The 13,024-nt window shown below is 70.7% G+C and carries 9 protein-coding genes; 5 read left to right on the forward strand and 4 right to left on the reverse strand.

What is annotated here, in order from left to right; translation table 11 throughout:
• Positions 1-240 precede the first annotated feature (240 nt).
• From OG858_RS18895 to OG858_RS18910, 4 genes are read left to right on the forward strand one after another with little or no spacing between them, the layout of a single operon-like run.
• Positions 241-1,149 carry an ABC transporter ATP-binding protein gene (locus OG858_RS18895; RefSeq protein WP_319069130.1) on the forward strand — a complete coding sequence of 303 codons (909 nt, stop codon included), beginning with the start codon at positions 241-243 and terminating at the stop codon, positions 1,147-1,149.
• The gene (locus tag OG858_RS18900; protein WP_319069132.1) at positions 1,146-1,940 is read left to right on the forward strand and encodes an ABC transporter permease; all 795 of its coding nucleotides are present in this window, start codon (positions 1,146-1,148) and stop codon (positions 1,938-1,940) included. Before OG858_RS18895 ends, OG858_RS18900 begins: the two co-directional genes overlap by 4 nt.
• 11 nt (positions 1,941-1,951) lie before the next feature.
• On the forward strand, positions 1,952-3,367 hold the full coding sequence (locus OG858_RS18905; protein ID WP_319069133.1) for a sensor histidine kinase: 1,416 nt from the start codon (positions 1,952-1,954) through the stop codon (positions 3,365-3,367).
• Positions 3,360-4,001 carry a response regulator gene (locus OG858_RS18910; protein ID WP_086748220.1) on the forward strand — a complete coding sequence of 214 codons (642 nt, stop codon included), beginning with the start codon at positions 3,360-3,362 and terminating at the stop codon, positions 3,999-4,001. The genes OG858_RS18905 and OG858_RS18910 overlap by 8 nt, the downstream gene beginning before the upstream one ends.
• A 148-nt stretch (positions 4,002-4,149) precedes the next feature.
• On the opposite strand, the gene OG858_RS18915 is transcribed toward OG858_RS18910, so the two are convergent.
• The 4 genes from OG858_RS18915 to OG858_RS18930 all read right to left on the reverse strand — a co-directional run bounded on the left by OG858_RS18915 (position 4,150) and on the right by OG858_RS18930 (position 9,180).
• A complete protein-coding gene (locus OG858_RS18915; protein WP_328544696.1) occupies positions 4,150-5,019 on the reverse strand; it encodes an intradiol ring-cleavage dioxygenase in 870 nt (289 codons plus the stop codon).
• Between the two features lie 365 nt (positions 5,020-5,384).
• Positions 5,385-5,894, reverse strand: coding sequence for a DinB family protein (locus OG858_RS18920; protein ID WP_086748222.1), 510 nt, complete (start codon positions 5,892-5,894; stop codon positions 5,385-5,387).
• A gap of 191 nt (positions 5,895-6,085) precedes the next feature.
• A complete protein-coding gene (locus OG858_RS18925) occupies positions 6,086-8,407 on the reverse strand; it encodes an MMPL family transporter (RefSeq protein ID WP_319262347.1) in 2,322 nt (773 codons plus the stop codon).
• Between the two features lie 173 nt (positions 8,408-8,580).
• Positions 8,581-9,180, reverse strand: coding sequence for a TetR/AcrR family transcriptional regulator (locus OG858_RS18930; protein WP_319069138.1), 600 nt, complete (start codon positions 9,178-9,180; stop codon positions 8,581-8,583).
• A 348-nt stretch (positions 9,181-9,528) separates the two neighbouring features.
• Between OG858_RS18930 and OG858_RS18935 the strand changes: the two genes are divergently transcribed.
• The gene (locus OG858_RS18935) at positions 9,529-12,921 is read left to right on the forward strand and encodes a S41 family peptidase (RefSeq protein WP_408059480.1); all 3,393 of its coding nucleotides are present in this window, start codon (positions 9,529-9,531) and stop codon (positions 12,919-12,921) included.
• The last annotated feature ends 103 nt before the right edge of the window (positions 12,922-13,024 follow it).

The raw sequence follows: 13,024 nt of genomic DNA on the forward strand, positions 1-13,024 counted from the left end.
GACGGCCCTGCTGCTTCCGGCCCGGGTCGGGCCCGCGTCGGCCTGGCGGCACGGCCGCCGGCGCGTCCCAGCCGGTGTGGTGACTCTCGGAGCGAGCACGTACGCGAGGACCGGCCGCGTGCACGGTGATCACCACGCCGTCCCCGTCAGGTCGTACCCCGCCATCAACCGATCGGCTGATGCCCCTTCGAGCGCGATGGCCGATGTCCGCGTCCGGTGCCCCCGGGCACGCTCTTGTGCATGGCAGTCATCGAAGTCAGCGGCCTGCACAAGGCCTACGGAGACAGGAAAGCAGTCGACGGCGTGTCCTTCGTCGTCGAGGAGGGGGAGATCTTCGGGATCCTGGGCCCCAACGGCGCCGGCAAGACCACCACCGTCGAGTGCGTGGAGGGACTGCGGCGGCCCGACGGCGGCAGCATCCGCGTCGCCGGGCACGACCCCGTCGCCGACCGCGGCCCCGTCACCCGCATCCTGGGCGCGCAGCTCCAGGAGAGCGAACTGCAGCCCAAGATCACGGTCCGGGAAGCGCTCGAACTGTACGCCGCCTGCTGTCCGGATCCCGCTGACTGGCGTGCCCTCGCCGAGCGCCTCGGTCTCACGGACAAGCTCCGCACGCGCTTCGCGAAGCTGTCCGGCGGACAGAAGCAGCGCCTGTTCATCGCGCTCGCCCTGATCGGCAACCCTCGCATCGTCGTACTGGACGAGCTGACCACCGGGCTCGACCCGCGCGCCCGCCGCGACACCTGGCGGCTCATCGAGGACGTACGCGACAGCGGTGTCACCGTGCTGCTGGTCACCCACTTCATGGAGGAGGCCCAGCGCCTGTGCGACCGGATCGCCCTGATCGACCAGGGCCGCATCACCGCACTGGACACCCCGGCCGGTCTGATAGGCCGCACGGCGAGCGGTACGGCGGTCTCCTTCAGGCCCTCCGCCCCGCTGGACACACGGCAGCTGGCGGACCTGCCCTCGGTCGCGTCCGTGACACGGACGGAGAAGGACGGCCGGATCGTCATCAAGGGGACCGACGAAACGGTTGACGCCGTGCTGTCACTGCTCGCCGCGCAGGGCATCACCGCCCACCAACTCCGCGTCACGGAAGCCACCTTGGACGACGCCTACCTCGACCTGACGGGACTGGACGCATGACCGCCACCACCACCGCCATCACCCACACCCCCACCCGCCCCGCCGCCGTCAAGGGCAGTGCCACCGCCGTCCTCAAGGCCGAGGCGCGGCTCTTCCTGCGGGAGCCCGCCTCCCTCTTCTGGATCCTCGCCTTCCCCACGGTGCTGCTGTGCATCCTGGGCTCCATCCCGTCCTTCCGGGAGCCGTCGGCCGATCCGAACGGCCTGCGCCCGGTGGACCTGTACGTCCCCGTCGCCGTTCTGCTCGCCATGATCATGTCCGGCATCCAGGCCATGCCGCCCGTCCTGACCGGCTACCGCGAGCGGGGCATCCTGCGCCGCATGTCCACCACACCCGTGCGGCCGGGCGCCCTCATCGGCGCACAGATCGTGCTGCACGGCGCCGCCGTGGTGCTCTCCGCCTCGCTCGCCCTCGCGGTGGGCCGGATCGTGTTCGACGTGGCTCTGCCCCGCCAGTCGGCCGGGTACCTGGTGGCCTTCGTACTCGCCGCACTGGCCACCTTGGCGATCGGCGGCACCGTCTCCGCCGTCAGCCGGACAACGAAGATCACCCAGGCGGTAGGGTCCGTGGTGTTCTTCCCTGTCATGTTCACCAGCGGTGTCTGGCTGCCCGTCTCGACGATGCCTGACGCCCTCCAGCGCATCGTGGAACTCACCCCTCTGGGCGCCGCCGCACAGGCCCTCGACGCGGCCGCCGCAGGGGACTGGCCCGGCTGGACGCACCTCGGGGTCACGGCGCTGTGGGCGGTACTGCTGATGGCCGCGGCCCGGCGCTGGTTCAAGTGGGAGTAGGTCAGGCACACATGAGGACGACGGCCGAGGGAGGCGTCACGAAGACGGCCGAGGGAGGCGTCGCGGCGACGGCTGAGGGAGGCGTCGCGGCGACGGTCGAGGAACGCTGGGCGCAGTTCTTCCGGTACGGCCCGTACGCCCTGCTGGGCCTGGCCACGCTCATCGGGGCCGCGGCCGCCGGTGCGGTGATGACCGCGCGGGAGATGTACGTCGCGGGGGGCCTGGTCCTCGCCTCGCTGGCCCTCCAGGCGTGGTGGACGCGGGCGGTGCCGCGGCTGCTGGAGGCGCAGTACCCGGAGGCCTCCGCCGACAGCGGCATCCAGGCCGGGCCCCTCGTCTGCGCGGCGGAAGCCGACCTGGGCATCCATGGCCGGGTGCTGCCCGGGGGCACCGCCTCGGGGTACGTCTACTTCACACTGCGCACCGCCCTCGCCTTCGCCCTCACCTGGCTCAACCCCTTCTTCGCGATCTACGCGTGCCTCGGCTACTTCGAGGCCGCGCGCCTGCTGTCGCCGCGTGCCGCCCGGATCGGGCTCGTGGTCACCGCCGTCACCATGGCGGGGTCCCAGTCCGGCGGACTGCCGCCCGCCTCGTCGATGAACTGGGTCGCCTTCGGTGCGCTGTTCCTCATGAACGCGGTGCTCGTCACCGTCATCACGCACCTGGAGGCCAAGGAGGCCGAGAAGGCCAAGGAGCGTGCCGAGAAGGTCAAGGAGCGTGCCGAGACCATCACCGCCCTGGAGAAGGCGCTCGCCGAGAACGCCGCCCTGCACACCCAACTCGTCATCCAGGCACGGGAGGCGGGCGTGGCCGACGAACGCCACCGCCTCGCCGCCGAGATCCACGACACCATCGCCCAGGGACTGGCCGGCATCATCACCCAGCTCCAGGTGGTCGCCTCCGCCGCCGATCCGGACGTGGCCCGCGAGCATCTGGGCCGCGCGCAGGCGCTGGCCCGCCAGTCCCTGGGCGAGGCCCGGCGCTCCGTGCACAACCTCTCTCCGGCCGCCCTGGAGCACGACACGCTCCCCGTGGCTCTGCGGAAGACCGTCGCCGAGTGGTCCGAACGCACCGGTGTCAGTGCCCGGTTCACGGTCACCGGCACCGAGGAACCACTGCACGAAGAGGTCGCCGCCACCCTTCTGCGGATCGCCCAGGAAGCCCTCGCCAACGCGGCCGATCACGCCGACGCCGCCCGCGCGGGCGTGACGCTCTCCTACATGGGCGACGAGGTCACCTTGGACATACGGGACGACGGGCTCGGCTTCGACCCCCTCGCCGTACCGCCGCGCACGCGCATCGGCGGCTTCGGCCTCGACGGGATGCGCGCCCGTGCCCAACGCATCGCGGGCACCCTCGCCGTCGAGTCGGAAGCCGGGCAGGGCACCGCGATCAGTGCTCGCGTACCGTTGGTACGCCATGACTGACCGCGTCATCACCCTGCTGATCGTCGACGACCACCCGGTCGTACGGGACGGTCTGCGCGGCATGTTCGCCTCCGATCCCGACTTCGACGTCCTCGGCGAGGCGGCGGGCGGCGTCGAGGGAGTCGAACTCGCCCTGCGCCTCGACCCGGATGTCGTCCTCATGGACCTGCGCATGCCCGCCGGCAACGGGGTGAAGGCGATCGCCGAGCTCACCCGGCGAGGCGCCCGCGCCAAGGTCCTCGTTCTCACCACGTACGACACCGACGCCGACACGATCCCCGCGATCGAGGCGGGCGCCACCGGCTATCTCCTCAAGGACGCGCCCCGTGACGAGCTGTTCGCGGCGGTCCGTGCCGCCGCGGAGGGGCGCACCGTCCTCTCGCCCGCCATCGCGTCCCGCCTGGTCTCCGCCGTCAGGAAGCCCACCGTGCCCGCGAGCCAGGCTCTCTCGGCCCGCGAACGGGAGGTGCTCGAACTGGTCGCCAAAGGCACGTCGAACCGCGAGATCGCCCGAGAACTCTTCATCAGCGAGGCGACGGTCAAGACCCACCTGACCCACCTGTACGGCAAGTTGGCCGTGAAGGACCGCGCGGCCGCGGTGGCGGCGGCCTACGACCGCGGCATCCTCGGGTGAGCCGCCTCGCGGTGTGGGGGCGCCACGCCCGTCGTCGGCCTCAGCACGGACGAGTGGTTCTGCCGAGGGCACGACAGTCCCCGGCCGGCTGACCCGGTGCGGGGACATGGCGCGCCTCGGCCGAGACGGGCCGGGGCCGGTTTCCGGGTTACACCGGGACGGTGAGGGTGGCCGTGTAGCCCTTGTCGGTGCTGCCCTCAAGGGTGGCGAGCTGCTGGTCGTAGCCGTCGCTGAAGATGTTGTCGGTCTCCAGGGAGAGCTGGCCGAGGTTCTGCACGCTCTGGCTGTACCCGTCCGTCGCGTACACGGTGTCGCAGACGTCCTTGGGGAAGGCGAGTTGCGAGGTGGCGGTGATGTTCTGGGCCGCGGTGGCGTCGTCCAGGCTGCCGTACACCTCGAAGTGGATGTGCGGCCAGCGGCCCGTGTAGCAGGCGGGGAAGATCGACGTGAAGGTGACCTGGCCCTTGTCGTCGGTCTCCTGGACGCCGCGCAGGTAGTTCTCCTCGGTGACGCCGTCGGAGTAGAGGGAGTACCTGCCCTCCCGGTCGCAGTGCCACAGGTAGACGGCCGCGCCCTCCTTCGGGGAGTCGCAGCCGGAGGACTGGTCGACGACCGTCAGCGTGATCGTCAGCGGGATGCCTTCGGCGACACCGCTGGACGAGCCGAAGCTCTTCGTGATGTCGCGCCGGACGACACCGCTCTCCTTGAGGACGTTCGGGCCGTTCGAGCCGTCACCGGGGTACGGGCCGGCCGTCTCGGTCGGAATGACCTCGCAGTCCGAGCCGGAGGTGCCGGACGAGGACGAACCGGAGGAGGACGCGTCCGACGCGGCACCGCTGCTGGAGTCGTCCGTGGAACAGGCCGCCACCAGCGGGACCATGCTCGCGCCGGCCAGCAGTCTGATCATGCGGCGGCGGGCGAACACGGGGAGGTCGTAGGAGAGCCCTCTGTCGAACTCGTCGTCGTGGTGGTGGTCGTGCCCGTGGCTGTGGCCGTTGCTGCTGCTCGCTGTGCTCATGATGCCGAACCGCGCTTTCCGAATGTTCCCGTCATGGAATGCGCGTGATGCTATGAGTGATTGCTGTGCGATTCCCAGGTGTCTGCCATGGGCACCTTGTCAGACGGCTCGGCCTTCCGTCACCGTGCGGCCGACAGCATCACGAGCGCGAACCACGACAGGCGTCAAGATCATCGTGGCCAGGTGGATCCGGAACGCGAGGTGCCTGGGCCCGGATCCGGCCTGAGCATGGTTGTCCGTCACTGCTCACACCCAGTACGAAGGCGGAGGACAGGCTTCGGTTCGACGGGCGCAGGCTGGGAACCCTGGACGGCCTCACCCGCCTCAATGACGGCCGAGCAACACGTCTGACACTCCGGCAGGTGTCACGCCCCGACCGTCCCGTCCACCCCCTCCCGCAAGAAGTCCGCGTGGCCGTTGTGGCGGCCGTACTCCAGCAGCACGTGCACCATCACCATCCGCAGCGAGACCTCCTCGCCCCACCTCGGCTGGTAACCGGCGAGGTCCAGGGAGTCCGCCTCCCGTTCGATACGGCGTGAGGTCTCCACCTCCGCCTCCCACGCGCCGAACGCCTCCGTCCGCGTCGAGGCGCCCACGTCGTACGCGGCCTGGAAGTCGATCTCCTTCGACCACACCATGGGGGCGTCGTGGTCCTCGAAGGCCCGGCGGAACCAGGCCCGTTCCACCTCCGCCAGGTGTCTTACGAGGCCCAGCAGCGAGAGGGTCGACGGGGGCATCGACCGGCCGCGGAGTTCCTCGTCCGTGAGGCCCTCGCACTTCATGGCGAGCGTCGCGCGGTGGTAGTCGAGAAAGGCGCGGAGCGTCTCGCGTTCGGTGCCGAAGTGGGGCGGTCCTGTGCGGTTGTCGTCGGTCACGGGTCATGGCCTCACATGCGAAGAATCCAGCGGTCAGAGGATTCTTTCCCCTCAGGGAACTGTCGGGTGACGCCCAAGCCGTCGATCCCGGTCGCACGGGAACGCAGAAGCCGGTGAGGGCGCCCGTCCCCACGGGCCCTCACCGGCGGTGCTGCGCGGCTGCCGATCCCGCTCGGCAGTCGTCCGTCGCGTCAGGCGCGGACCAGTTCCCTGTCCTCGTCGTCCTCGGCCGGGTTCTTCGCGGCGTCGTCGTGCGCCCGCAGGCCCTCACCCTCGACATCGACGTTCGGCAGGGCGCGGTCGAGCCACTTCGGCAGCCACCAGGCCTTGTCGCCCAGGAGAACGAGGACGGCCGGGACGATGGCCATGCGGACGACGAACGCGTCGAAGAAGACGGCGATGGCCAGGCCGAAGCCGATCATCTTGATCATCGACTCGCCGGAGCCGATGAAGCCGGCGAAGACGGCCATCATGATCGCCGCGGCGGCCGCGACCACCCGGCCGCTGTACCTGAAGCCGGTCACCACGGCCTGGTTCGGGTTCTCACCGTGGACGTACGCCTCACGTATGCGGGTCACGAGGAACACCTCGTAGTCCATCGCCAGGCCGAAGACCACACCCACCATGAAGATCGGCATCATCGACATGATCGGGCCGGTCTCCTCGACGCCGATGAGTCCCGCCAGCCAGCCCCACTGGAAGACCGCGACCACGGCACCGAGCGCGGCCAGCACGCTGAGCAGGAAGCCGAGGGCCGCCTTCAGCGGAACCAGGATCGACCGGAAGATCACGATCAGCAGGAGGAAGGCGAGCCCCACCACCAGCGCCAGGTACGGGAGCAGCGCGTCGGTGAGCTTCTGCGAGAAGTCGATGTTCATCGCCGTGGCACCGGTGACCAGCACCTTCGCGTCCGTGTCCGCCGTCACGCCGGCGCCCGCGTCACGGATGGTGTGCACCAGGTCCTCGGTCTGCGTCGAGGACGGCTTGGACTTCGGGATCACCGTGATCATCGCGGTGTCGCCGGCCTTGTTGAACGTCGCGGGGGTCACCGTCACGACGTCCTCGAGCCCCTTGATCCCGTCGGTCACCGCGGTGGCGGCCTTCTGCGGGGACGCGCTGTCCTTGGCGTCGACGACGACCATCAGGGGGCCGTTGAAGCCGGGCCCGAAGCCTTCGGACAGCAGGTCGTACGCCCGTCGCTGCGTGGTGGACGTCGCCTGCGAACCGTCGTCGGGCAGGCCCAGTTCGAGCTGGGTGGCCGGGAGCGCGATCGCGCCCAGGCCGACCACGCCGAACAGCAGCACGGCGACCGGACGACGGACGACGAAGCTCGCCCAGCGGGTGCCCATGCCGGGCTTGACCACGGCGGATTCCGTGGCGGAGTCATTGGCGGACTCCGTGGTCGAGGCCACGGCGGAGTCCTTGGTCAGGGCCACGGCGTGGTCCTCGGCGGAGTTCTTCGCCTTGCCGCGTCCGAGCAGCTTGCCCTTGCCCTTCTCACCGGCCGGCCGGACCTTGCGGCCCGCGTAGCCGAGCAGCGCCGGGACCATGGTGAGGGCGATGAGGACCGCGATGACGACCGTGCCCGCCGCCGCGAGACCCATCTTGGTCAGCATCGGGACGTTGACGACCGCGAGGCCGGCCAGCGCGATCACGACCGTGAGCCCCGCGAAGACCACCGCCGAGCCGGCGGTGCCGACGGCCCGGCCGACCGCTTCCTCGCGTTCCCGGCCCTCGGCCAGTTCGGACCGGTAGCGGGAGACGATGAACAGCGCGTAGTCGATACCGACCGCGAGACCGATCATCAGGGCGAGGGTGGAGGTGGTGTCGCCGAGGTCGAGCGCCTTGGCGAGGGCGGTGATGGTGGAGACGCCGATGCCCACGCCGATGATCGCCGTCAGCAGCGGCAGCCCGGCCGCGACGAGCGAGCCCAGGGTGACGACGAGGACGACCGCCGCGAGGGCGAGGCCGATGATCTCGCCGGTGACCGCCGTCTCGGGCTCGGCCTGCAGGGCGTCACCGCCCATCTCGACCGTCAGCCCGGCGTCCTGCGCCTTGAGCGCGGTGGTCTCCAGAGCCTCCTTGGAGGAGTCCTTCAGCTCCATGGCCGGGACCTTGTACGTCACCGAGGCATAGGCGATCGTGCCGTCCCGGCTGACCGCCCTGGTGGTGAACGGGTCGCTGACGGAGGCGACTTCGGAGCCGTCGCCCAGTTCCTTGACGGTCTTCTCGACGGCCGCCTTGTTGGCGGCGTCGGCCATCTTCTCGCCCTCGGGCGCCTTGAAGACGACCCGGGCGGTGGCGCCGTCGGCGCTCATACCGGGATAGCGCTGCTCCAGCAGGTCGAAGGCCTTCTGGGCCTCGGTACCGGGGATGGAGAAGGAGGACGAGCCCGCGGCGGGCGCGGAGGCGGCGCCGACGCCCGCGAGCGTCAGCAGTGCCACCCAGACGAGGGCTACGAAGTGTCGTCGCCGGAAGGCGAGTCGACCCATTTTGTAGAGGAATGTGGCCACGGGGGCGGTACTCCCGTTCAGATCGTGGACGTGCGGAGGGCAGGACGGATCAGCCCGTGCCGCGGGGAGGAGAGGCAGGGCGGGGCAAGGCAGGGGGGATCGGCCCGACAACTTGAGCGGGTGGCGTCAGGTGGAGCTCAGCCGCGCGTCAGGCGGTTGTCGGCGCAGGGGTGTCAGTCGATCGGTACGCCGAGGGCGGGGAGGACCACGGCGTCGATGTACGAGACGAGGAAGGCCTGGGTCGGCGGCAGCTCTTCGAGCAGCGTCCGGGTGAGGAAGGCACCGAACATCATGTGCATCACGAATTCGAGCGCGGGGTTGTCCGGCCGGACCTCACCGCGGTCCACGGCGCGCTGCAGCACCCGCCGGAACTCCTCCATCTCCGGTTCGATGAGGAACTCGCGGAACGCCTCTAGCAGTTCGGGGTTGGTGTGCACCGCCATGGCCAGACCACGCATCAGCGCGGAGCTCTGCTCCATGACACAGTCGTCCTCGCGCCGCGCCTGGGCATGGAGGTCTCCGCGCAGGGACCCGGTGTCGACACCGGCCTCGCCGATCGACTTGTCCTGCCGGATCGCCTTCGCGACCAGCTCGGCCTTGCCGCCCCACTGGCGGTAGAGGGTGGCCTTGCTGGACCGGGTGCGGGTGGCCACGGCGTCCATGGTGAGGGCGTCGTAGCCGACCTCCCGGAGCAGGTCGAGGACGGCCGCGTAGAGCTCGGCCTCACGCTCGGGCGTGATCCGACTGCGGCGCACCGTCGCGGTCTCAGTCATCCCACTCCCCTTACCCAGGTTGCACGTTCGAGACGACAAGGCTACCGGCCGTACGCATGGCACGGGCCGAACACCCCGCTTCTCGAACGAAACGGTTTCGTACACTTATGAAGATACCCCGAGAGTCAAAGAAAACGAAACGGTTTCGTTCGTGCTGTGGGTCACGCCGTCACCGGTCGGTCGTTTTCACGAGTTGCCGGGGCCCCCCGAGGGGAAAAGCATGGGGAGGTGAGCGACACCTATGAGCAAGGGACAGGCCCGAAGCAAGGGTCGGACCAACGGCGGAGGTCGGACCAACGGCGGAGGTCGGGCCAGGAGCAAGGCCCAGGCCGGGAGCAAGGCGCGGGCCTGGACACCGGCTACCTCCGCTTCCCCCACCTCAGTGGCGACCGCCTCTGCTTCGTGGCCGAGGACGACCTGTGGCTGGCCCCCCTCGACGGCTCGGACCGCGCCTGGCGGCTCACCGTCGACCGTACGAAGGTCGCGGGACCGCGTTTCTCGCCCGACGGCCGGCACATCGCGTACACGAGCTGGCGCAGCATCCTCCCGGAGATCCATCTGACTCCGGTGGACGGCGGCGCCCCCGCCCGCCGGCTCACCCACTGGGCCAGCCCCGACACCGAGGTCCGCGGCTGGACGCCCCCCAACAAGAAGGGCCGCTCGGACATCCTGGCCGTCGCCTCCCACGGCGAGCCGTTCTCGTACTTCACCTGGGCCTACAAGGTCCGCACGGACGGCGACCCCGGCCGCAAGCTCCCCTGGGGCCCGGTCTCCGACATCCAGTCCGCCGAGATCGACGGCGAACGCCGCACCCTGCTCCTCACCGGCACGCCCCCGCACGAGCCGGCCTCCTGGAAGCGCTACCGGGGCGGCGCCACGGGCCGCCTCTGGCTGCACGGCGAGCGGCTGCTGGCCGGCCTCGACGGGCACCTGCACTCCCCGATGTTCGTCGGCGGCCGCATCGCCTTCCTCTCCGACCACGAGGGCGTCGGCAACCTCTACTCCTGCGCGTACGACGGCTCCGACCTGCGTCGCCACACCGACCACGATGCCTTCTACGCCCGGCACGCGGCGAGCGACGGCACCCGGGTGGTGTACCAGTGCGCGGGCGACCTGTGGATCGTCGACGACCTCGCCGCCGACGCCGTCCCGCGCCGCCTCGACGTACGGCTCGGCGGTGCGCTCACCGGGCGGCGGCCGTACCAGGTGCCGGCCGCCCAGCACGTCGACGGCATCTCCGTCGACGAGACGGGCCGGGCGAGCGCGGTCGTCGTACGCGGCAGCCTCTACTGGCTCACGCACCGCGACGGCCCCGCCCGGACCATCGCCGACACCCCCGGCGTACGCGTCCGGCTGCCCGAGATGCTCGGCTCCGGCGGCCAGGTGGCGTACGTGACGGACGTGGACGGCGAGGACGCGATCGAGATCGCCCACCTCCCCCGGACCACCGGCGACCGCGAACCCCGCCGTCTCGCCTCCGGCGGTCTGGGCCGCGTCCTGGAACTGGTGTCGGACCCACGCGGCGAACGCCTCGCCATCGCCGCCGACGACGGCCGCGTCCTGCTCCTCACGGTGTCCGACGGAGCGACCGCCACCTCGGGGACCGAGGAATCGACAGGGGACTCGACCGGGGACTCGGCCGAGGAATCGACAGGGGACTCGGCCGGAAACTCGGCCGGGGAGGTCACCGAACTCATCACCTCCCTCAACGGCCCCGTCCGCGACCTCGCCTTCTCCCCGGACGGCGCCTGGCTGACCTGGTCCCACCCGGGCATCGGCCGCACCCTCCGCCAGATCAAGATGGCCCGAATGAAGGACCGGATCGTCGTCGACGTCACCAACGGCCGCTTCGAGGACGAGAACCCGGTGTTCACGCGCGACGGCCGCTACCTCGCCTTCCTGTCCTGGCGCGGCTTCGACCCGGTGTACGACGTCCACACCGGCGACCTGTCCTTCCCGCTCGGCTGCCGCCCCTACCTGGTCCCGCTCTCCTCCGCCACGCCCTCCCCCTTCGCCCTGAACCCAGACGGCCGCCCGGTGGCCGGAGGCATGGACCCGACGGAGGACGAGAACACCGACGGGACGGTGACCGTCGAGACCGAGGGCCTGGAGAACCGCGTCACGCCCTTCCCCGTCACCGCCTCCAAGTACTCGGCGCTCCACCCGGTCGCCGGCGGCGGCCTCGTCTGGCTGCGCTGGCCCATCTCGGGCGCCCTCGGCGAGACCTTCGCCAACCCGGACGATCTGACGGGCCGCCCGACCCTCGAATACTTCAACATCAACAAGGCGAAGAAGTCCGAACTGGTCGAGCACCTGGACTGGTTCGCGGTCAGCGGCGACGGCTCACGGCTGGTCGTGGTGGACGAGGGCGACCTCCGGGCCGTCCCCTCCACCGAGTCCGGCGACGGCGACTCGACTGTCTGGATCGACCTGCGCCGCGTCCTGCACGAGGTCGATCCGGCGGCGGAGTGGCGCCAGTCGTACGCGGAGGCCGGCCGCCTCATCCGCGCGTACTTCTGGGACCCGAGGATGAGCGGCATCGACTGGGACGGGATCCTCGACCAGTACCGCCCCCTGGTCGAACGGGTCGCGTCCCCCGACGAGTTCGCGGATCTGCTGCGGGAGGTCCTGGGCGAGCTGGGCACGTCCCACGCCTACGTCTCCCCCGCGCGCCGCAACGAGGGCCCGCCCCACTACCAGCGCCGCCAGGGCCTCCTGGGTGCCAACTTCGTCCGCCGGGACGACGCCTGGACGATCCGCCGCATCCTGCCCGGCGACTCGTCCGACTCCAAGGCCCGCTCCCCACTGGCCGGCACGGGCATCAGGGAAGGCGCCGCGCTGACCCACGTCGACGGCCGCCCCGTCGACCCGACGACGGGCCCGTACCCCCTGCTGGCGGGCGCGGGCGGTACGACCGTCGAGCTGACCTTCGCCCAACCCGTCAGCCACCACCACCCTTCCGAGGAAGGCCCTCCGGGCCCCTTCGATGCCGAGGGCGAGGTCCGCTCCCGACGCGTGGCCGTGGTCCCCCTTCTCGACGAGCGACCCCTGCGCTACCAGGACTGGGTCGCCAAACGCCGCGAGGTCGTACGCGAGTTGAGCGGCGGCCACTGCGGCTACCTCCACATCCCGGACATGGGCGGCTCCGGCTGGGCACAGTTCAACCGTGACCTGCGTATGGAGGTCTCCCGGCCCGCCCTGATCGTCGACGTCCGCGGCAACGCGGGCGGCCACATCAGCGAACTGGTCGTGGAGAAACTGACCCGCACGATCCTGGGCTGGGACCTGACCCGCAACGCCCAGCCGGTGTCGTACGCGTCCAGCGCCCCGCGCGGCCCGGTGGTGGCCCTGGCGGACGAGGCGACCTCGTCCGACGGTGACATGATCACCGCCGCCTTCAAACTCCTCGGGCTCGGCCCCGTCGTCGGTCTGCGCACCTGGGGCGGTGTCGTCGGCATGACCGGCCGCCACCAACTCGGCGACGGCACCGTCATCACCGTCCCCATGAACGCCGCCTGGTTCGACGCGTACGGCTGGACCATCGAGAACCGGGGCGTCACCCCGGACCTGGAAACCCTCCGCACGCCCCTCGACTGGGCCGAGGGCCGCAACACCCAACTCGACGCGGCGGTGACCCTGGCCCTGGACCTCCTCAAGACCCACCCCCCGGCAGACCCCCCGGACTACACGAACACCCCGAACAGAGCCCGCCCCGAGCTGCCTCCCAGGGCCACCTCCTGACGCGAAGCGTCGGCGTCACAGGGGCGGCGCCTGACGCGAAGCGTCGGCGTCACAGGGGCGCGTGGAACCGCGTGACCAGCCCCACAAAAAACGCAGGGCACCC

The sequence above is a fragment of the Streptomyces europaeiscabiei genome, from assembly GCF_036346855.1.
Lineage (GTDB): Bacteria > Actinomycetota > Actinomycetes > Streptomycetales > Streptomycetaceae > Streptomyces > Streptomyces europaeiscabiei.